The organism is Streptomyces sp. DSM 40868, assembly GCF_011820545.1.
GTDB lineage: Bacteria > Actinomycetota > Actinomycetes > Streptomycetales > Streptomycetaceae > Streptomyces > Streptomyces eurythermus.
Genome location: NZ_CP050504.1, coordinates 5,228,415 through 5,247,308 on the forward strand (window position 1 = coordinate 5,228,415; position 18,894 = coordinate 5,247,308).

The window sequence follows — 18,894 nt, forward strand, 5'->3', positions numbered from 1 at the left end:
GGATGACGCGGACGAAGTGTGACCGCGTGCACAGACAGAACGTGCCGGGTGTGCGTCAGGCAGCACCTTCGCCGGCGATGCGGCGCAGTACGTCGGGGCGGAGCACGACGATGCGCCGCCGGCGTGTGACGAGCACTTGGCGGGTTCTCAGTTCCTTGAGGAGACGGGCCACCGCTTCTCTGGAGGAACCGACCGAGCCGGCGAACTCCTGCTGGCTCAGGCCGATGGTGAGCGAGATGCCCTCGTCGGTCCGGGTGCCATGCGTGCGGACCAGCTCGAGCAGCAGGACGGCCAGCCGCTCGCGCACGCTCAGGGCGGCCCACTGGAGCCGGCGTCGGTCGGTCGATCGCTGCCGGTCGGTGGCCAGACTCAGCAGCTGAAGCGTCGCTCGCGGGTTGTCCGCCAGGAAGGCGGTGAAGCGGCTCTGGTCGACGACCACCGCCTCCACCGGTTCGAGGGCCGTCACCGTCGCGGCACGGTGCCGCCCGCTCAGCGCAGCACCCTCGCCGAGGATGTCACCGGGCCCGCGCAGAGCGAGCAGGGCCTCGTAGCCGTTGGCCGCGGTGGCTGTGACCTTGGTCCAGCCGTGCAGCACCAGTACGACGTGGGCGGAGGGCTCGGCCTGGTGCATGAGCACCGTCCGGGCGCGGTAACGCAGGGGCCGGCCGGTAGCCAGCAGGGCCACCCGGTCCTGCTTCTCCAGCCGTGCGAGAAAGGGGACGGCGTCGTCGAAGCCGTCGTCGTCCCACGCGCGCGTCCGCCCCCCGGCCATGGCGCCCCTCCTGTGCTCGCCGAGTCGCCGCATAGAAGCGACCAGCCAACGTACTTCCCGTGCCGGTGGGGGAAACATGCGACAACCGGACGCTTTGGCCGAAGAGGTGCCGCTCACCAGTCCGGACGGCGGTTTCGAAGATCGCTTACAGTACTCGGGCTTGACAGTGCCCGCACTCGGAGGCGGCCGGGTCCCATTTGTTTTGACCGCAGCGAATGAGGTAGGTACGCTCAGACCTTGTGCCTGGGGTGTGCCCTGGCTCCTGTGCGTGCCTCCAAACCGTGCGGCGAGTCACGAGCGGCCACCGTAATTCGCGCCTTTTCCGTCTTGCGGCGGGAGTTCGGCGGATTCGACACACCCGACCGCGTGGGTCGGCGACGTTCCAGGTTAGCTGTACCCATCGGCACACAGAAACCGGAGAAGTAGTGCCTACGATCCAGCAGCTGGTCCGCAAGGGCCGGCAGGACAAGGTCGAAAAGAACAAGACGCCCGCACTCGAGGGTTCGCCCCAGCGTCGCGGCGTCTGCACGCGTGTGTTCACGACCACCCCGAAGAAGCCGAACTCGGCCCTCCGCAAGGTCGCGCGTGTGCGTCTGACCAGCGGCATCGAGGTCACCGCTTACATTCCGGGTGAGGGACACAACCTGCAGGAGCACTCCATCGTGCTCGTGCGCGGCGGCCGTGTGAAGGACCTGCCGGGTGTTCGCTACAAGATCATCCGCGGTTCGCTCGACACCCAGGGTGTCAAGAACCGCAAGCAGGCTCGCAGCCGTTACGGCGCCAAGAAGGAGAAGTAAGAATGCCTCGTAAGGGCCCCGCCCCGAAGCGCCCGGTCATCATCGACCCGGTCTACGGCTCTCCTCTGGTGACCTCCCTGATCAACAAGGTGCTGCTGAACGGCAAGCGCTCCACCGCCGAGCGCATCGTCTACGGCGCCATGGAGGGCCTGCGCGAGAAGACCGGCAACGACCCGGTCATCACGCTCAAGCGCGCTCTCGAGAACATCAAGCCGACCCTCGAGGTCAAGTCCCGCCGTGTCGGTGGCGCCACCTACCAGGTGCCGGTCGAGGTCAAGCCCGGCCGCGCCAACACCCTGGCGCTGCGCTGGCTGGTCGGTTACTCCCGCGCCCGTCGCGAGAAGACCATGACCGAGCGTCTCCTCAACGAGCTTCTCGATGCCTCCAACGGCCTCGGTGCGGCCGTGAAGAAGCGCGAGGACACCCACAAGATGGCCGAGTCCAACAAGGCCTTCGCGCACTACCGCTGGTAGTCGCTACCCACATCGAGACCGAGAGAAGACTGAAGCCTTATGGCTACCACTTCACTTGACCTGGCCAGGGTCCGCAACATCGGGATCATGGCCCACATCGACGCGGGCAAGACGACCACCACCGAGCGGATCCTGTTCTACACCGGTGTGTCTTACAAGATCGGTGAGGTCCACGACGGCGCTGCCACCATGGACTGGATGGAGCAGGAGCAGGAGCGTGGCATCACGATCACCTCTGCTGCCACCACCTGCCACTGGCCGCTGGAGAACGTCGACCACACCATCAACATCATCGACACCCCGGGTCACGTCGACTTCACCGTCGAGGTGGAGCGCTCCCTGCGCGTGCTCGACGGTGCCGTGACGGTGTTCGACGGTGTCGCCGGCGTTGAGCCGCAGTCCGAGACCGTGTGGCGTCAGGCGGACCGCTACGGCGTGCCGCGTATCTGCTTCGTCAACAAGCTCGACCGCACCGGTGCCGAGTTCCACCGCTGTGTCGACATGATCTCCGACCGTCTGGGCGCGCAGCCGCTGGTCATGCAGCTGCCGATCGGCGCCGAGGCGGACTTCAAGGGTGTCGTCGACCTGGTGACGATGAAGGCCTTCGTGTGGTCCGCCGAGGCCACCAAGGGCGAGATGTACGACATCGTCGACATCCCGGACACCCACACCGAGGCTGCCGAGGAATGGCGCGGCAAGCTGCTCGAGGCCGTGGCCGAGAACGACGAAGAGATCATGGAGCTGTACCTGGAGGGCGAGGAGCCTTCCGTGGAGCAGCTGTACGCCGCGATCCGTCGTATCACCATCGCCTCCGGCAAGGGCACCGGCACCACGGTGACCCCGGTGTTCTGCGGTACCGCGTTCAAGAACAAGGGTGTCCAGCCCCTGCTCGACGCGGTCGTGCGCTACCTGCCGTCTCCGGTTGACATCGAGGCCATCGAGGGCCACGCGGTCAACAACGCGGAGGAGGTCGTCAAGCGCAAGCCGTCCGACGACGAGCCGCTGTCGGCGCTGGCGTTCAAGATCATGAGCGACCCGCACCTCGGCAAGCTCACCTTCGTCCGCGTGTACTCCGGCCGCCTGGAGTCCGGCACCGCCGTGCTGAACTCCGTCAAGGGCCGCAAGGAGCGCATCGGCAAGATCTACCGCATGCACGCCAACAAGCGTGAGGAGATCGAGTCGGTGGGCGCCGGTGACATCGTCGCCGTCATGGGCCTGAAGCAGACCACCACCGGTGAGACGCTCTGCGACGAGAAGAACCCGGTGATCCTGGAGTCCATGGACTTCCCGGCGCCGGTCATCGAGGTCGCGATCGAGCCCAAGTCCAAGGGTGACCAGGAGAAGCTGGGTGTCGCCATCCAGCGTCTCGCGGAGGAGGACCCCTCCTTCCAGGTGCACACCAACGAGGAGACCGGCCAGACCGTCATCGGCGGTATGGGCGAGCTTCACCTCGAGGTCCTCGTGGACCGCATGAAGCGCGAGTTCAAGGTCGAGGCCAACGTCGGCAAGCCGCAGGTGGCCTACCGCGAGACGATCCGCAAGGCCGTCGAGCGCGTCGACTACACCCACAAGAAGCAGACCGGTGGTACCGGTCAGTTCGCGAAGGTGCAGATCGGCATCGAGCCGCTCGAGGGTGGCGACACCTCGTACGAGTTCGTGAACAAGGTGACCGGTGGTCGTATCCCGAAGGAGTACATCCCTTCGGTGGACGCCGGCTGCCAGGAGGCCATGCAGTTCGGCATCCTCGCGGGCTACGAGATGACCGGTGTCCGTGTCATCCTCCACGACGGTGCCTACCACGAGGTCGACTCCTCCGAGCTCGCCTTCAAGATCGCCGGTTCGCAGGCCTTCAAGGAGGCCGCGCGCAAGGCCAGCCCCGTGCTGCTCGAGCCGATGATGGCCGTCGAGGTCACCACGCCCGAGGACTACATGGGTGAGGTCATCGGCGACATCAACTCCCGCCGTGGCCAGATCCAGGCCATGGAGGAGCGGGCCGGTGCCCGCGTCGTCAAGGGCCTCGTGCCCCTGTCGGAGATGTTCGGCTACGTCGGCGACCTCCGCAGCAAGACGTCGGGTCGCGCAAGCTACTCGATGCAGTTCGACTCCTACGCCGAGGTTCCGCGGAACGTCGCCGAGGAGATCATCGCGAAGGCCAAGGGCGAGTAACGCACCGCGTAAACACGCCGTAGGCTTGACTCCGGAGCCTCCAGGGGCAAACGTCCGCAATCGCTGGTGTTTGCCCCGGGTTCCGGGCCTTTACAGCAAAGATCACCTGGCGCCGATGAAGTAAGGCGTACAGAACCACTCCACAGGAGGACCCCAGTGGCGAAGGCGAAGTTCGAGCGGACTAAGCCGCACGTCAACATCGGCACCATCGGTCACATCGACCACGGTAAGACGACCCTCACGGCCGCCATTACCAAGGTGCTGCACGACGCGTACCCGGACCTGAACGAGGCCACCCCGTTCGACAACATCGACAAGGCGCCCGAGGAGCGTCAGCGCGGTATCACCATCTCCATCGCGCACGTCGAGTACCAGACCGAGGCGCGTCACTACGCCCACGTCGACTGCCCGGGTCACGCGGACTACATCAAGAACATGATCACGGGTGCGGCGCAGATGGACGGCGCCATCCTCGTGGTCGCCGCCACCGACGGCCCGATGCCGCAGACCAAGGAGCACGTGCTCCTGGCCCGCCAGGTCGGCGTTCCGTACATCGTCGTCGCCCTGAACAAGGCCGACATGGTGGACGACGAGGAGATCCTGGAGCTCGTCGAGCTCGAGGTCCGTGAGCTCCTCTCCGAGTACGAGTTCCCCGGCGACGACGTTCCGGTCGTCAAGGTCTCCGCGCTCAAGGCCCTCGAGGGCGAGCAGGAGTGGGTGGACTCCGTCCTCAACCTGATGAAGGCCGTCGACGAGTCGATCCCGCAGCCGGAGCGCGACGTCGACAAGCCGTTCCTCATGCCGATCGAGGACGTCTTCACCATCACCGGTCGCGGTACGGTCGTCACCGGCCGTATCGAGCGTGGTGTCCTCAAGGTCAACGAGAACGTCGACATCATCGGCATCAAGCCGGAGAAGACCTCCACCACGGTCACCGGCATCGAGATGTTCCGCAAGCTGCTCGACGAGGGTCAGGCCGGTGAGAACGTCGGTCTGCTCCTCCGTGGCATCAAGCGCGAGGACGTCGAGCGCGGCCAGGTCATCATCAAGCCGGGCTCGGTCACCCCGCACACCGAGTTCGAGGCGCAGGCCTACATCCTGTCCAAGGACGAGGGTGGCCGCCACACGCCGTTCTTCAACAACTACCGTCCGCAGTTCTACTTCCGGACGACGGACGTGACCGGCGTGGTGACCCTCCCCGAGGGCACCGAGATGGTCATGCCGGGTGACAACACCGAGATGAAGGTGGAGCTCATCCAGCCCGTCGCCATGGAAGAGGGCCTGAAGTTCGCCATCCGTGAGGGTGGCCGCACCGTGGGCGCCGGCCAGGTCACCAAGATCGTCAAGTAAGTTCCGCTTGCTTGAGGGTCAGCACCTGACCTAAGGGGAGGCCCGTACGACTCCGGTCGTACGGGCCTCTTCTGCTTTTTCCGGGCCTCCGCTTTTTCCGGGCATCACTGCATGTTCGTCAGGGGCGGGTGGTCGTACGACGCCTCGCACCCGTAGATCTGCAGGGAGTACCCGCGGCCGAAGTTCAGCTCGGTCTGCCCGGACGGTCCCTGGAACATCGGCCCGGTGTACCCGGCGTCCTCCAGCGGGCGCCAGCTCCCGCTGCCGCCGTCCCACTTGGCGCTGTCGAAGGTGAGCAGGGGCCGCACCGGCGATCCGCACTCGGGGCAGGCCATCGGGAACGGGTCGGAGAAGCTCCAGGGCGCGTGCCCGCCCAGCTTGGTGCCCGGGGCCACGGCGAGGTCGTACTGGTAGCAGAGCCCGGTGTCCTCCTCCTGGGCGTCCTCCCATGCCTCGATCCGGGCGGCCAGTTCCTCGGGCAGCTCGTGCGGGGCCGGGTACTCCGTGACGGTCTCCGGGTGCAGCACGCAGGGCTCGGGCAGATAGTCGCGGTTGCCGATGACGGCCGGTCGCGGGGGCGCGCCGAGCGGGGCGGTGACGGCGGCGGAGTCGCGCCAGCGCAGCTCGACGTGGGGCAGGTATCCGGGGTCGTGGTCGAACGGGCACCACAGGACCTGGAGCAGATCGGTTCCGTCGGGGCGGGGCAGCGCGGGCACGTCGGCGGCGTACAGCTGGAGCGCCGGCACCAGCGGAAGCGGCCCGTCCACGGGTATGCGCACCCGCTCCCGCCCCGGGTCCACGACGGCCCTCTCCTCCTCGGTCAGCAGCGCGGCGCCTTCCGCGCGGGGCCGGGCCCACGCCTCCCGCAGCACGCGCCGGGCCCGTCGTACGTCGTCCGGGGCAGTGCCCCGGTGCCAAGGTCCGGCATGCTCCGGGCACCCCGGCCACGGCTCTCCCGCCGGCCACAGCAGCGGTCCGCCGAGCGAGCTGTCCGCCGGGGTGGGCGCACCGGCCCGGGGGTGCAGCCGTACGGCGGTGCGGGCGAGCGGGGCCAGCTCGGGGAAGGGGACGGTGATGTCCAGGGGGCGTGGGGGAGTCGTACGGGTCATGCCCGGAGGCTAGCGGCCCCCGCCGACACCGCTCCCGGCCTCTCAGGGTGCCCCTTACGGGTCTCGAAACTATTCGGTGCGTACGACCCGTTCCCCGGTGCCGTGGCCTCGCCCACTATTTGTCATGCCGCTGAGCAAATAGCGAGGCACGTGGGACTGGAGGAATCCTGTATGTCGTCTGCGCACGTCAGCCGTAGGACGGTCCTGGGCGGGACGGTTCTGGGCGCCGGGCTGGCCGCCGTGTCGGCACCGGCGGAGGCCGCGTCGGGGGCCGGGGCCGTGTCCGGGGCCGGGGAGGGGCTGCGGGTGACGGACCCGGGGTCGTACATCTCGTTCACCGGTGGGGTGTTCTCCCTGGTGGGCGCGCCGGTGGTGGTCAGCCAAAAGGATCACCCCGGAGTCGTACGGGTCGCGGGGGATCTGCGGGACGACCTCGCGCGGGTGACCGGGGTCCGTCCGGGTACGACGATCGGCCGCTTCCCGGTGCTGGTCGGCACGATCGGCCGCAGCCCGCTGATCGACGGCCTGATCCGGTCCGGCAAGCTCGACGTGACGGGCGTGCGCGGCAAGTGGGAGACCTCGCTCCAGACCGTCGTGGACCACCCGATGCCCGGCGTGGAGCGGGCGTTCGTCATCGCGGGCAGCGATCCGCGGGGCACGATCTTCGGGGCGTACGACGTCTCGTACGGCATCGGTGTGTCGCCCTGGCACTGGTGGGACGACGTACCGCCGACCCGGCGCAAGCACGTATGGGTGAAGCCCGGCCGGTTCACCCAGGGGACCCCGGCGGTGAAGTACCGGGGTGTCTTCATCAACGACGAGAACCCGGCGCTCGGCACCTGGGCCCTGGCCTACTTCGGCTCCGGAAAGGCACCGGGGTTCCCCAACGGCTTCAACGCCGACTTCTACGCGAAGGTGTTCGAAGTCCTGCTGCGCCTGAAGGGGAACTACCTCTGGCCGGCGGTCTGGGGCCGGGCGTTCGCCGAGGACGACCCGGAGAACCACCGCAGGGCCGCCCAGTACGGGATCGTCATGGGCACCTCCCACGAGGCGCCGATGATGCGCGGCATCGAGGAGTGGAACCGGCACGCGGGCTCGGGGTCCGACCCCTACGGGGGCACGGGTGAGTGGTCGTACCGCCGCAACGCGGACGCGATCCGCGCGTACTGGCGCGCGGGCATCCAGCGCATGGTCGACGAGGGCTTCGAGGGCGTCGTCACCCTCGGCATGCGCGGCAACGGCGACACCAGCCTGCCCGACGGCGACGGCATCGAACTGATGCAGCAGATCATCGCCGACCAGCGGAAGATCATCGAGGAGGTGACCGGGAAACCGGCCGCCGAGACCCCCCAGGTGTGGACCCTCTACAAGGAGGTGCAGCGCTACTGGGACCGGGGTCTGCGCGCCCCCGACGACGTCACCGTGGTCCTCACGGACGACAACTGGGGCAACATCCGCAAACACCCGGACGGCCCCCGCGCCGGCGGCTTCGGCCTGTACTACCACTTCGACTACGTCGGTGCCGGCCGCAACTACAAGTGGGTCGACACCGCGAACCTCCGCAATGTCTGGGACCAGCTCCACCAGGCGCACGCCTACGGCAACCACGGCCTGTGGGTGGTCAACGTCGGCGACCTGAAGGGCAACGAGCTGCCGACGGAGTTCTTCCTCACCTACGCCTGGGACCCGGACCGCCTGCCGCTGGAGCGCCTCGGCGAGTGGGAGGAACGGTACGCCCGGCAGAACTTCGGCGAGGCGCAGGCCAAGGAGATCGCGGCCCTGCTGGCGGAGTACGGCCGGCTCCAGGCCCGCCGCAAGCCGGAGCTGCTGAACCGCCGGATCACCCTCTCCGGCGACCGGATCGTCTACGACGACCAGCGGACCCCGTACTACTTCGCGCACCGGGAGCTGGAGCGGGTCACCGAGGAGTGGCGCGAGCTGGGCCGCCGCGCGGAACGGGTGGAGCGCCGGCTGCCGGAGCGGCTGCGGGACGCGTGGTACGAACTGGCCGGCTACGAGGTGACGGCGACCGCCAACCTGTACGAGCTGCGGCAGGCGGAGTTCACCAACCTGCTCTACGCGGCGCAGGGCCGGGCCGCGACGAACGACCGCGCGGCGCAGGCGGAGGCGGGCCTGGCCCGGGACTTCGCTCTCGCCGACCGCTTCAACTCCCGCGTTGCGGACGGCAAATGGCAGGGCTTCCAGACCCAGCCGCACATCGACTACGGCGATGTGGAGCGCTACGGCCCCAACGCGCCCTGGCAGCAGCCGGAGAAGGACAACGTGGCCATACCCGACGTGCTCTTCCCGGCGGTGCGCCGCATCGAGGTGCCGGAGGCGGCGGAGCTGGGCGTGTCGGTGGACGGAGCGGAGGACAAGGGCGAGTGGTGGCCCGGAGGTTCGTCCGGGACGGCGGCCCTCCCGACCTTCAGCCCGTACCAGACCCGTCCCCGCCAGTACGTGGAGATCTTCAACCGGGGCCGTACTCCCTTCCCCTACGAGGTCTCGGTCTCGGCGCCCTGGCTGCGGGTGGACCGGCCGCGCGGACGGGTGGAGAAGCAGGTCCGCCTGGAGGTGGAGGTCGACTGGTCCCGGGCCCCCAAGGGGCGCGCGGAGGCGACCCTGACGGTGCACGGCGCGGGCGCGTCCGTCCCGGTCCGCTGTGTGGCGGAACGTCCGTCGGGCGGGCGGCCGCGGGGCTTCGTGGAGGCCGGCGGTTACGTTGCGATCGACGCCGAGCACTATGACCGCGCGGTCGGCCAGTGGCGCCGCATCGACGGCATCGGCCGTACGAGTGCGGGCATGACGCCGTGGCCGGTGACGTCCCCGAGCCGCACTCCGGGTGGCGCCTCCCCCCGCCTGGAGTACGAGGTGACGCTGCTGTCCGCCCCCGGTGAGGTGACGGTGTGGGCGTACCTGTCCCCCCGCAACCCGGCGCTGCCCGGCGTCTCCGGCCTGCGCTACGGCGTCTCCCTGGACGACGGCCCGATCCGCACGGTGGATATCACCGAGGGCGCGGACGACGGCGCGCTGAACACGGTGTGGGCCCGCAACACGTCGGACAACATCAACCGCACGGCCACCCGCCACACGGTGACCTCACCCGGCGTCCACCGCCTGAAGTTCTGGATGGTCGACCCGACGGTGGTGGTCCAGCGCCTGCTGATCGACACGGGCGGGCTGCCGGAGCTGTACCTGGGGCCGCTGGAGAGCCGGCGGTTGTGACGACTGCGTAGAGCTGCGTCGGATCCTCCCGGGGTACGACACGGTCCGTCCCCGGGAGACCGGCTCCCCGAACCCTTGGGGGAGTCCCCCTCTCCTTACTCCTGCCCGATGTCGTGCGGTATCCCGGCCAGGGGCCCGGCGCCCAGCGGCACGTCCTCCCGGCGCTCCAGCAGCCCCGAGATGGACACTTCCAGGATCTGGCGTACGACGCCGGCGAAGTCGACGTGCATGGCCGCCACCACCGGATCGTCCGGGTACTCCGCCGTCAGGGCCTGTGACGGCTGGATGTAGGGCCAGGCCGCACTGGCCGCCAGCGAGATGAAGCCCGTCAGCCGGAAGGCGTCCTCCGGGCCGAGTTCGGGAAGGCAGCGGCGGGCCAGCCCGGCCAGGGCGCGGAAGCTGCGCAGCGTCGCGTACTTGTGCTCGATGGCCACCTGGGCCGAGACGTTGCGTTCAAGGACGGCGGCCTGGGCGCTGATGAGGTCGCACAGCACCGGTCGCTCGGCCAGGGACTCGGCCAGCACCCGGGCAAGCCGGTCTCCGCGCTCGCGGGGCGTTCCCTGGACGGGGGTGAGCGCTTCCTCCAGCTCGGTGAGCCAGTCCCGCAGCTCGGCGTCCAGCAGCTGGAGCAGGATCGCCTCGCGTGATTCGAAGTACCGCAGCACGTTCGCCTTGGCCAGGCCCACACGCCGGCTCAGCTCGTTCAGGCTCAGCTGCGCGACCGGCATCTCGGTAAGCATCCCGGCCGTCACCTCGAGGATGTGCCGCCGTCTCTGGGCGCGCTGTTCGTCGCTGCGGGCGCGTTGGAAGTCCACGGGAGCAGCGTACAGACCACCGGTCCGTTGATAAGTGACCGGCGGTTCGTTACGGTGGGGACCAAGACAAGATACCGGCGGTACCTAATCGGGGGAGTCGGTCTGTGCGGGAAGGGAGGCCCTCCCGCGCGCCCCTGGCGGTGCCCTCCCGAAAAGAACTGATATGTACGTATACGAGTACTTCTTCATCGAGGGCCAGTGGCAGAAGCCGGCCGGTGCCTTGATGACCGACGTGATGTCCCCCTCCACCCAGGAGGTGGTGGGCCGGGCGCCGCTGGGCGTCACCGACGACATCGACCTGGCCGTCGGAGCGGCGCGCCGGGCGTTCGACCAGGGCCCGTGGCCGCGGATGTCGCCGAGCGAGCGGGGCGTGATCCTGCGCCGGCTGGCGGAGAACCTGACCGCATCCGGAGAGGCGATCGCCGATGTGATGACCGACGAGGTCGGCACCACGCGCGCCAACAACCTGTGGATCGGCCAGGCGGGCGCCGGCCTGCTCCAGTACTACGCCGACATGGCCGAGAGGGACGGCGTCGAGGAGGTGCGGACCGGTCTGACCGGAACCGAGTTCACCGTGCGCCACGAGCCGGTCGGTGTGGTCGCAGCGATCGTGCCGTGGAACAGCCCGCTGTTCCTGTTGCTGGCCAAGGTCGCTCCGGCGCTGGCGGCCGGCTGCACGGTCGTCGCCAAGGCGCCGGAGGAGACACCGCTGGAGTTCTACTTCCTGGCCGAAGCGGCGCGGGCGGCCGGCCTGCCGCCCGGTGTGCTGAACATCGTGGCCGCCGACCGCCGGGTCAGCGAGTACCTGGTGCGCCATTCCGGCATCGACAAGGTGTCCTTCACCGGCAGCACGCGCGCGGGGCGCACGATCGGCTCCATCTGCGGCAACGATCTCAAGCGCGTGAGCCTGGAACTGGGCGGGAAATCCGCGGCCGTCGTCCTGGACGACGCGGATTTGGACACGGTGGTCCACTACGCGCTGGCGGGTGGCATCGTGCCCAACAACGGCCAGGCGTGCATGGCACTCACCCGCATCCTGCTGCCGCGCGCCCGTTACGAGGAGTTCGCCCAGGCCATCACCTCCGCCGTCAAGACGCTGAAGGTCGGCGACCCGTGGGACGAGGACACCCGGATCGGCCCGCTGATCTCCGAGCGGCAGCGGGACCGCGTCGAGGGCTACATCGCCGCCGGTCTCGCCGAGGGCGCGCGCATCACCACCGGCGGCGGCCGCCCGGAGGGACTGGAGCGCGGCTGGTACGTGGAACCGACCGTCTTCACCGGCGTCGACAACGGCATGACGATCGCCCAGGAGGAGATCTTCGGCCCGGTTCTGGCGCTGATCCCGCACGACGGTGACGACGACGCCGTCCGCCTGGCCGACGACTCGGCCTACGGTCTGGGCGGAGCGGTCTTCAGCGAGGACGCGGAGCGGGCCTTCGCGGTCGCCCGGGCGGTGCGCACCGGCACCATGGGCATCAACGGCTACGCGCCGGACTTCGGTGCGCCGGGCGGCGGCTTCAAGGCGTCGGGCATCGGCCGCGAGATGGGCAAAGAGGGCATGGACGCCTACCGCGAGACCAAGACCATCTACGGGGTGGCCCCGGCCCGCGACTGAGCACCGCGTGCACCGAACGCAGGCGGCCGTGGGCGGGCGCCCGTGAGGGAAGCGTCAGAGCCGCATATCAGCACATCAGTGCGACACGCCGCTTGTTAGTGTGACGAGGGCACGCCAGAGGGGCGGACGAGGGGTGGGTGGCATGGCGGGCAGTGACACGGGGGTGGGCGGGGGGCGGCCGGACCTCGCCTCGTCTCCCGCCGAGAAGACGGCCGCGGCGAACAAGCTTCAGAGCGAGATCGGGCCGCGCACCGAGGCGGCGGGCCAGTGGGCGGACGAGGAGACGCACGCCGCGGTGAAGGCGTTCGACGCGAAGGACGGGTACGGCTGGCTCACGTCCGGTGCCCTGAAGAAGGCGCACGCCACCTGGGGCGAGCAGGTCAAGAACCTGCTGAACCGGCTGGCGGGGGACGAGTCGGCCCTTCGCGACAACGCCAAGGCGCTGAGCGGGACGGACCTGCTGGTGGGCGGTACGGCGCGCCAGGTGTCGGTGTTCGACACCTACACGCCGCCGACGGGCGGCTGAGCCTTCTCACACCGGTACGAGAAACAACGGGGACCCATGCCGACCTATCACGAGATCCTGACGACCGACCTGTCCACGCTCACCACGGCCGCCGAACGCTGGGACGGCATGGCGAAGGAGCTGCACAAGCAGGAGACGGCTTACCGGGACGACGTACACGGGATCACCCTGCGCCCGACGTTCCTGGGGGAGAGCCGGCAGGCCGCCAACGCGCGCTTCGGCGTCAGGATCGCCGAGTACCAGAGCGCCCAGACGGAGGCCAAGGCGGTCGCCTCGCTCCTCCGTGACGCGCACGCCCAGTTCACGGACCTGCGCAAGCGGCTGGAGTCGGCGCGGGACGACGCGATCGCCGCCGGCATGAAGGTGTCGGACCAGGGTGTCGTTTCGCTGGACGAGGGCAAACTCAGCGCCCGGGACCGCCAGTTGCTCGGGACGGACACGGACTACGCGGGCCGGGTCCGCAAGTCCGTCGAATCCTGGCAGGCTCACATCGACCAGTGCGTGAAGGACGTGGACGACGCCGACAAGGGCGTCGAGGTGGCCCTCGCCGCCGTCGTGAAAGGCCCCGACATGGGCGACGGCGCGGTCCCCGGGTTCAACGGCAAGGCGCAGGGCGACATCGAGAAGTACGTGGCCGAGGCGGCCAAGGACACTCACACGAAGACCGACGGATGGCAGTCCGAGGGCAAGGCCGAGGTCACCGGACCCGGTGCCGGCTTTTCCGTCACCGGTCCCAAGTACGGCAAGGAGGGTTCCCTCAAGGCCTACGGCGACCTCTTCCATGCGACTGCGGAAGGCACCCTGACCAACGGGAACTTGAGACTCGCGGGGATAGCCGACGGCTATGGCGGAGCCAGGGCCACCGCGAACTACGGGTTCAACAAAAAGGGTGTCGTGGGCAAGGCCGAGGTGTCCGCCGGGGTGCGGGCACTCACTGAAGGACGTGCCGAGTACGGCCCCTACGCCGGTGGCTACCTTCGGGGCGAAGGGTTCGCCGGTGCTGAGGCGGGAGTCAATGCGAAGCTGACCAAGGAAGAGGTCACTGTCGGGGCGAAGGCGTTCGCGGGGGCGAAAGGAACCGTAGCCGGGGGCGGTGAAGTCGCGGGCATCGGTGTCGGCGTTACGGGCGAGGGCTGGGCCGGCCCCGGAGCGGAGGCTTGGTGGGGCTACAAGAAGGATGATGACGGCATATACCATCTCGGCGGCAAAGCCGGAGCTTCCCCGGTCTTCGGCGGGGCGGTGGGCGTGGAGATCACCGTTGACCCGGACAAGCTGACGAAGACCGCAGGCGCCGCGGCCGACGCGCTGGGCGATGTGGCTGACACGGTCGGAGACGGCCTCGGCTCCGCCAAGGACGCCGTCACCAGTTGGTTCTGATTCGCTTTGCCTGGAAGGAGGGCCGAGATGCCCGCCACACTACCGACGCCCATCGAGTTCCGGTTGCCGGAGGGCTGGCTTCCGGCCGGCCCGGACAGTCCCGATGCGGAGCACGCGGCCTTCGTGGCGGTGCACCCGCGGCCGGACGCCGGCTTCACCGCGACCATCGCCATCGACGGCGAGAGGCTGCCGGACGGGGCGACGCCGGCTCACCTCGCGGACGAGTCGGTGGAGCGTCTGCGTGAGCTGGACGTATCGGTGGACGTGACCGACCGCCGAGAGGTGGGGACCGCCGAGGCACCCGCCCTGACGCAGCGGCTGGCCTTCTCCGCGGTCGTGGACGGCGCACTTCGTGATCTCGTCCAGTCCCAGGTGTACCTGTTCGTGTCGGATGTCGAAGACGCGCGTAAGAAGGCGGTGATCCGGTTGATCCTCACCGCCTCCGTCGCCCAGCACGACACGGCCCTGCGGGACTTCCAGGAGTTCGTTCGCACGGTCCGTCCGGACACGGGGGCGGGGGTCTAGCCATGGGGCGTCTGTGGGACAAGTTGGCCGGCACGAAGCGTCCTGATGCCGGTGTCGCCCCGCTGTCGGCCGAGGAGGTCCGGACGGCTCTCTTCGGGCTCAACGGGCCGGACGTGCCGTACCAGGTGCGCAATGCCTCGCCTGACGAGAAGGCCGACGTGGTGGCGGAGTGCAGGATTCCGAGAGTGGGTGTGGTCCTCAAGGCACGGATGCGACTCGTCCCGGAGAAGCGGGAGGTGCGCGTTCTGGAGGAGCGGTGGGAGAACCGTTCGTCCGACCAGGCCGACGCGCAGTACGGACGCGGGCACGCGCCCGCGGTGTACCGGCAGTGGGAGACGAAACAGGGTCCTGACGGCCGCAAGCACAAGGTCGAGGTGTTCCGCTTCGACACCCGGGAGATGACCGACCCCCTGCGAGACACGGTCCTCGGCGCGGGCTGGGTCTGGCGGGGCGTGTACAAGCTCTGACCGGGCATGGGTCATGTCGTCCGCCCGTAGAGCGGCAGGCCCTGGGTCGGGATCGTCCACTCGGCGATCGTCACGTTCTCGCCGTAGACGAAGTCCTTTCGGGTGGCGTAGCGAGGGCCGGCCGGGGTGGGATGGATGTCGGTGAAGACGGCGCCGGTGCCGGTGCGTGGATCGAAGACCGCGTAGACGGGGATGCCCATCAGGGCGTAGTCGCGGACCTTCCCCACCCAGTCGTTGTCCGGGTTCGAGCGGGAGACGATCTCGATGGCGGCGAGGACGGTACGGGGGTCGATGGAGCCTTCGGTATCGAGGTCTTCCCAGGCGATCACCATGACGTCGGGGTGCCGCAGGATGGCCTCGGGCTCGTCCTCCATGTCCGAGGTGCCGCTGTGGGCCAGCAGCTCGTCCGGCATGACCTTTTCCAGGTGTCTCCGGAGAAGCGCCCGCGTCAGCTCGTGGCGGCCGTTGGGCGAGACCGGGTCGTGGACGATTCCCTCCCAGGTGATCTCGAACGTGCCGGAGAGGGTGTCGCCCATCGAGTGGAGGGCATCACGCAGGGCTCGGTAGCGGTTGGGTGGCACCTTACGCGGCCTCCCGCACGGCGGTCCGGCAGTCGCGGCAGTGGCCCGGTTCCGGGGAGCGGAAGGCTCGGTCGCAGGTTTCGCAGGTCTGGAGGGGGTGGCGGACCGGTGGGGGTGGCTCGGGGGTGCGGTAGGGGGGAAGTGGGGGGAGGCCCGTCGTCAGGCGGTGGGCCAGGAGGGCGGCCGGGCGGCTCAGGGGGGCCGGTGGGAGGTTGGTGGTCAGGGCCTCGTGTACCGCCGTGGGGGGCACGTCGCGTTCCAGCCAGGCCGCGACCCCGGGCGCCAGGTGTTCGGCCTCGGTGGCGGAGAGGAGCAGGCGGGGATCCCTGCGGCGTAGGCCGGCCAGGACGTCCGTGGCCGAGCGGAGTAGCTCCGGGGAGGGGTACGCGGGCTTCGGTACTGCCGGGAGGGCCGTACGGCGGGGTTGTTGCCGATGCCGGGGTGCGGGTGGTTCCTCGGCGCGGCGGCCGGGCTGGTTGCAGGAGATCGTGCGGGTGATGATCCGGCCGCCGGGGACGCGGGTGCGTTCGCGGCGCAGGTAGCCGTGGGTCTCCAGCTCCCGCAGGGCCGCCGCGATGCGGATCGCGCCCTCGGGGAAGCGCGCGGCCAGGGTCTTGATGTCGACTCGGGCGCCCGGTGGCAGCGACTGGATGTGGCACGCCAGGCCGATCGCCAGGAGCGACAACTCCGCGTGCTGGACGAGGTGGTTGCCGATCACCGTGAAGCGGGTGGTGTGGCGGGTGTGGTCGTGGACGAGTCCGCCGGTGTGATGGCCCCGGTTCGGGTGGTTGTTGGCGGTAACTCGGGTCTGGGTGCGCGCGGGCGCGCTAGGGTCTTCGATATCCATCGGGAAGTTGGAGCCTTCCTCGGTGGTCAGGCCCTCGCATTGGGAACGCTACTCCCGGCGAGGGCCGACTCATGTCTGCGGTGGTGTTGCGCCGAGCGTAGGGCAGACAACCAGCCCCAAATCCAGCCAAGTTGGCGATGTTCACCCTCCTGAGTGAGTTTGCTCCGTGGGCGGGAGGGGTGGGGCTTGGCGGGGTTCTTTCACCCGGGTGTTCCTTGGGAAATTGCCGCCCGTGTCACCGGAGCACGGTCCGCCGGGTCCCGGTGGGGGAGGGTCACCTCGGCCCACACCGTCTTGCGCGGGCGACGGCCCACGGCTACGCCCCACTTGTCGGCCAGCGCCTCCACGAGGAGCAGTCCGCGCCCGGCTTCGCCGTCCTCGCTCGGGGGGCGCAGCCGGGGGAACCGGTCGTCCCGGGTGTCGGTGACCTCGATACGGAGCGTGTGGCCGACGACGTAGATCAGGAGCTGGAAGTCCCGGCCGGGGACGCGACCGTGCGTGACGGCGTTCGCTGCCAGCTCGGCGACGATCTGCGTCACCTGCTCCACCGGCAGTCCCCACGACCGCAGATGCTGTTCGGCGAGCAGCCGGGCGAGTCGAGCACCGCGGGGTGTGGGGGACAGCCGGATGTCGAAGGTGGGGATGTGGCCGGTGAGGTGGTTTTCAGGGGCACCCATTTCTTGGTTCACATCACAGAGCGTGGCGAAGCCTGCTTCCTTAAGGGAGTGACAACGCCTGTACGTACAGTCACTGTCTCCCGATTTGTCTCGGCTGTCTCGGCTGTCTCGGGCGTTGTACGGGTAAAGCTGCGCGCCGAAGGAGGAAGTCATGGGTGAGGGTGTCGATGACGCAGGGTGGGACGTCGAGCCGGGCGACGACATCGAGCCGGTGGTCCAGGCGGTGGGCCGACTGCTCAAGGTCTGTCGGCAGTCGGCGGGGGTGAGCATCACCGAGCTGGCGGAGGCCGTGGGCTACGGCGAGGACATGATCCGCAAGATCGAACGCGGGGTACGCATCCCCAGGCCGGAGTTCCTGGACAGCGCCGACACGTTCCTGAAGGCACAGGGGCATCTACGGGCGTTCCGGGAGGACATGAGGAAGGCGCGGTATCCGAAGAAGGTGCGTGAACTGGCTGAGCTGGAGGGGCGGGCGGTCGAATTGCTCTTCTACAGCAACCACAACATCCACGGCCTACTGCAGACGCCGGAGTACGCCCGGGCGCTGTTGGAGATGAGGCAGCCCGTCCGCAGTCAAAACATGGTGGAGCGGGGAATCGCCGCGCGCATGGCTCGGAAGGCCGTCTTCGAGCGTGAACCCACCCCCACCCTCAGTTTCGTCCTGGAGCAAGTGACGCTCGAACGCCCCTACGGTGGCAGGATGGTGTTGCGTAAACAACTCGAACACCTTCTGGAGGTGGGAAAGTTGAGGCACGTAACGCTTCAGATCATGCCGACCGACTGTGAGGAGAACCCCGGAGCTTCTGGGCTGGTCGAGGTGCTGAAGTTCGCGGATGGGACGGCGATCGGACGCTCCGACGGTGCGTTCAACGGCCGCCCGGTCTCGAACCCCAAAGACCTCCGGATCCTCGAACTGCGCTATGGCATGATCCGGTCGCAGGCTCTCCCGCCGGGGAAGTCACGGGACTTCATCGAGAAAGCGTTGGGAAGACTATGAGCACCGTGGAACTGCACTGGTTCAAGAGCAGTTACAGCAGCAGCGCCGAGGTCGATGACTGCGTGGAGGCGGCTCTCACCTGGTCCAAGAGCAGCTACAGCGACAGCAGTAACGGCCATGACTGCCTCGAAGTCGCCCCCACCCCCTCCACCATCCACATCCGCGACTCCAAGAACACCGAGGGCCCCTGCCTCACCGTCGCCCCGGCCGCCTGGGCCGACTTCGTGACCTTCGCTTCGCGCGGCTGAACCGGGGCAAACGCCGAGAGACGGGCCTCGGTCAGTCGATGCCTTCGACTATGCGGAAGTCGCGCTCGACGCCGTCGGCGAGGGCGGCCAGCGCCTCTTGGTAGGCCGCGCTCTCGCGCGTCGCGACGGCCTGCTCGAAGCTGTCGAACTCGACCAGGACGGTGCGTTCGGCGATCCCGGCATCATACGCCGCGACCCGGCCGCCGAGGACGAAGGTCCGACCACCCCCGGCCTCGACGGCCAGGCGGGCGAGCTTGTTGTAGGCGGCCAGCTTCTCGGGGTCCGAAATGGTGCGGTAGACGCTGACCCAGTAGCCCTTGGGCATGG

Annotated in this window: 19 protein-coding genes; 12 read left to right on the forward strand and 7 right to left on the reverse strand. The window is 68.8% G+C overall.

The window, feature by feature from the left end:
• Positions 1 to 55 precede the first annotated feature (55 nt).
• A complete protein-coding gene (locus HB370_RS23920) occupies positions 56 to 772 on the reverse strand; it encodes a Crp/Fnr family transcriptional regulator (RefSeq protein ID WP_030778463.1) in 717 nt (238 codons plus the stop codon).
• Positions 773 to 1,197: 425 nt separating this feature from the next.
• Between HB370_RS23920 and rpsL the strand changes: the two genes are divergently transcribed.
• The 4 genes from rpsL (at position 1,198) to tuf (ending at position 5,558) form a co-directional block, all read left to right on the forward strand.
• Positions 1,198 to 1,569, forward strand: coding sequence for a 30S ribosomal protein S12 (rpsL, locus tag HB370_RS23925; protein ID WP_003948652.1), 372 nt, complete (start codon positions 1,198 to 1,200; stop codon positions 1,567 to 1,569).
• Positions 1,570 to 1,571: 2 nt separating this feature from the next.
• On the forward strand, positions 1,572 to 2,042 hold the full coding sequence (rpsG, locus tag HB370_RS23930; protein WP_003998848.1) for a 30S ribosomal protein S7: 471 nt from the start codon (positions 1,572 to 1,574) through the stop codon (positions 2,040 to 2,042).
• Between the two features lie 39 nt (positions 2,043 to 2,081).
• A complete protein-coding gene (gene fusA, locus HB370_RS23935; protein WP_030778466.1) occupies positions 2,082 to 4,208 on the forward strand; it encodes an elongation factor G in 2,127 nt (708 codons plus the stop codon).
• 156 nt (positions 4,209 to 4,364) lie between these two features.
• Positions 4,365 to 5,558 (forward strand): elongation factor Tu, encoded by a 1,194-nt coding sequence (gene tuf, locus HB370_RS23940; protein ID WP_030778468.1) that lies wholly within the window; start codon positions 4,365 to 4,367, stop codon positions 5,556 to 5,558.
• Between the two features lie 104 nt (positions 5,559 to 5,662).
• On the opposite strand, the gene HB370_RS23945 is transcribed toward tuf, so the two are convergent.
• On the reverse strand, positions 5,663 to 6,667 hold the full coding sequence (locus HB370_RS23945) for a hypothetical protein (RefSeq protein WP_030778470.1): 1,005 nt from the start codon (positions 6,665 to 6,667) through the stop codon (positions 5,663 to 5,665).
• Positions 6,668 to 6,838: 171 nt separating this feature from the next.
• On the opposite strand from HB370_RS23945, the gene HB370_RS23950 reads away from it, so the two are divergent.
• Positions 6,839 to 9,892 carry a glycosyl hydrolase 115 family protein gene (locus HB370_RS23950; RefSeq protein ID WP_106980598.1) on the forward strand — a complete coding sequence of 1,018 codons (3,054 nt, stop codon included), beginning with the start codon at positions 6,839 to 6,841 and terminating at the stop codon, positions 9,890 to 9,892.
• Between the two features lie 95 nt (positions 9,893 to 9,987).
• Here the strand turns inward: HB370_RS23950 and HB370_RS23955 are convergent, their stop codons facing one another.
• Positions 9,988 to 10,707, reverse strand: coding sequence for a TetR family transcriptional regulator (locus HB370_RS23955; protein WP_030778474.1), 720 nt, complete (start codon positions 10,705 to 10,707; stop codon positions 9,988 to 9,990).
• Between the two features lie 163 nt (positions 10,708 to 10,870).
• On the opposite strand from HB370_RS23955, the gene HB370_RS23960 reads away from it, so the two are divergent.
• The 5 genes from HB370_RS23960 (at position 10,871) to HB370_RS23980 (ending at position 15,217) form a co-directional block, all read left to right on the forward strand.
• Positions 10,871 to 12,322 carry an aldehyde dehydrogenase gene (locus HB370_RS23960; protein WP_030778476.1) on the forward strand — a complete coding sequence of 484 codons (1,452 nt, stop codon included), beginning with the start codon at positions 10,871 to 10,873 and terminating at the stop codon, positions 12,320 to 12,322.
• Between the two features lie 142 nt (positions 12,323 to 12,464).
• Positions 12,465 to 12,848, forward strand: a complete 384-nt coding sequence (locus HB370_RS23965; RefSeq protein WP_030778478.1) for a hypothetical protein — start codon at positions 12,465 to 12,467, stop codon at positions 12,846 to 12,848.
• Between the two features lie 36 nt (positions 12,849 to 12,884).
• Positions 12,885 to 14,225 (forward strand): hypothetical protein, encoded by a 1,341-nt coding sequence (locus tag HB370_RS23970; RefSeq protein WP_037700840.1) that lies wholly within the window; start codon positions 12,885 to 12,887, stop codon positions 14,223 to 14,225.
• A gap of 27 nt (positions 14,226 to 14,252) precedes the next feature.
• Positions 14,253 to 14,750 carry a hypothetical protein gene (locus tag HB370_RS23975; protein WP_030778483.1) on the forward strand — a complete coding sequence of 166 codons (498 nt, stop codon included), beginning with the start codon at positions 14,253 to 14,255 and terminating at the stop codon, positions 14,748 to 14,750.
• A gap of 2 nt (positions 14,751 to 14,752) precedes the next feature.
• Positions 14,753 to 15,217, forward strand: coding sequence for a hypothetical protein (locus tag HB370_RS23980; protein ID WP_030778485.1), 465 nt, complete (start codon positions 14,753 to 14,755; stop codon positions 15,215 to 15,217).
• Between the two features lie 11 nt (positions 15,218 to 15,228).
• Here the strand turns inward: HB370_RS23980 and HB370_RS23985 are convergent, their stop codons facing one another.
• The 3 genes from HB370_RS23985 to HB370_RS23995 form a co-directional block, all read right to left on the reverse strand.
• On the reverse strand, positions 15,229 to 15,798 hold the full coding sequence (locus tag HB370_RS23985; protein WP_037700843.1) for a Uma2 family endonuclease: 570 nt from the start codon (positions 15,796 to 15,798) through the stop codon (positions 15,229 to 15,231).
• Position 15,799: 1 nt separating this feature from the next.
• Positions 15,800 to 16,645, reverse strand: a complete 846-nt coding sequence (locus HB370_RS23990) for a DNA-binding protein (RefSeq protein WP_030778488.1) — start codon at positions 16,643 to 16,645, stop codon at positions 15,800 to 15,802.
• A gap of 200 nt (positions 16,646 to 16,845) precedes the next feature.
• Positions 16,846 to 17,322: an ATP-binding protein gene (locus tag HB370_RS23995; RefSeq protein ID WP_342450958.1), complete on the reverse strand. Its 477-nt coding sequence runs from the start codon at positions 17,320 to 17,322 to the stop codon at positions 16,846 to 16,848.
• A gap of 151 nt (positions 17,323 to 17,473) precedes the next feature.
• Here HB370_RS23995 and HB370_RS24000 point away from each other — a divergent pair, with 151 nt between their 5' ends.
• Both HB370_RS24000 and HB370_RS24005 read left to right on the forward strand, forming a co-directional pair.
• Entirely contained in the window at positions 17,474 to 18,319 is an 846-nt protein-coding gene (locus tag HB370_RS24000) for a helix-turn-helix transcriptional regulator (RefSeq protein ID WP_030778489.1), read from the forward strand.
• Complete coding sequence (locus HB370_RS24005; RefSeq protein WP_030778490.1) at positions 18,316 to 18,567, forward strand: DUF397 domain-containing protein; 252 nt, start codon at positions 18,316 to 18,318, stop codon at positions 18,565 to 18,567. Before HB370_RS24000 ends, HB370_RS24005 begins: the two co-directional genes overlap by 4 nt.
• 31 nt (positions 18,568 to 18,598) lie before the next feature.
• Here the strand turns inward: HB370_RS24005 and HB370_RS24010 are convergent, their stop codons facing one another.
• A complete protein-coding gene (locus tag HB370_RS24010; RefSeq protein WP_030778491.1) occupies positions 18,599 to 18,892 on the reverse strand; it encodes a DUF1330 domain-containing protein in 294 nt (97 codons plus the stop codon).
• Positions 18,893 to 18,894 lie beyond the last annotated feature (2 nt).

What these genes read in the sequence shown, in the direction of transcription:
- HB370_RS23920 (WP_030778463.1), bottom strand. Translation starts at nt 772, where the DNA reads ATGGCCGGGGGGCGGACGCGCGCGTGGGACGACGACGGCTTCGACGAC.
- rpsG (WP_003998848.1), top strand. Translation starts at nt 1,572, where the DNA reads ATGCCTCGTAAGGGCCCCGCCCCGAAGCGCCCGGTCATCATCGACCCG.
- fusA (WP_030778466.1), top strand. Translation starts at nt 2,082, where the DNA reads ATGGCTACCACTTCACTTGACCTGGCCAGGGTCCGCAACATCGGGATC.
- HB370_RS23945 (WP_030778470.1), bottom strand. Translation starts at nt 6,667, where the DNA reads ATGACCCGTACGACTCCCCCACGCCCCCTGGACATCACCGTCCCCTTC.
- HB370_RS23950 (WP_106980598.1), top strand. Translation starts at nt 6,839, where the DNA reads ATGTCGTCTGCGCACGTCAGCCGTAGGACGGTCCTGGGCGGGACGGTT.
- HB370_RS23960 (WP_030778476.1), top strand. Translation starts at nt 10,871, where the DNA reads ATGTACGTATACGAGTACTTCTTCATCGAGGGCCAGTGGCAGAAGCCG.
- HB370_RS23965 (WP_030778478.1), top strand. Translation starts at nt 12,465, where the DNA reads ATGGCGGGCAGTGACACGGGGGTGGGCGGGGGGCGGCCGGACCTCGCC.
- HB370_RS23970 (WP_037700840.1), top strand. Translation starts at nt 12,885, where the DNA reads ATGCCGACCTATCACGAGATCCTGACGACCGACCTGTCCACGCTCACC.
- HB370_RS23975 (WP_030778483.1), top strand. Translation starts at nt 14,253, where the DNA reads ATGCCCGCCACACTACCGACGCCCATCGAGTTCCGGTTGCCGGAGGGC.
- HB370_RS23980 (WP_030778485.1), top strand. Translation starts at nt 14,753, where the DNA reads ATGGGGCGTCTGTGGGACAAGTTGGCCGGCACGAAGCGTCCTGATGCC.
- HB370_RS23990 (WP_030778488.1), bottom strand. Translation starts at nt 16,645, where the DNA reads ATGGATATCGAAGACCCTAGCGCGCCCGCGCGCACCCAGACCCGAGTT.
- HB370_RS23995 (WP_342450958.1), bottom strand. Translation starts at nt 17,322, where the DNA reads ATGGGTGCCCCTGAAAACCACCTCACCGGCCACATCCCCACCTTCGAC.
- HB370_RS24000 (WP_030778489.1), top strand. Translation starts at nt 17,474, where the DNA reads ATGGGTGAGGGTGTCGATGACGCAGGGTGGGACGTCGAGCCGGGCGAC.
- HB370_RS24005 (WP_030778490.1), top strand. Translation starts at nt 18,316, where the DNA reads ATGAGCACCGTGGAACTGCACTGGTTCAAGAGCAGTTACAGCAGCAGC.
- HB370_RS24010 (WP_030778491.1), bottom strand. Translation starts at nt 18,892, where the DNA reads ATGCCCAAGGGCTACTGGGTCAGCGTCTACCGCACCATTTCGGACCCC.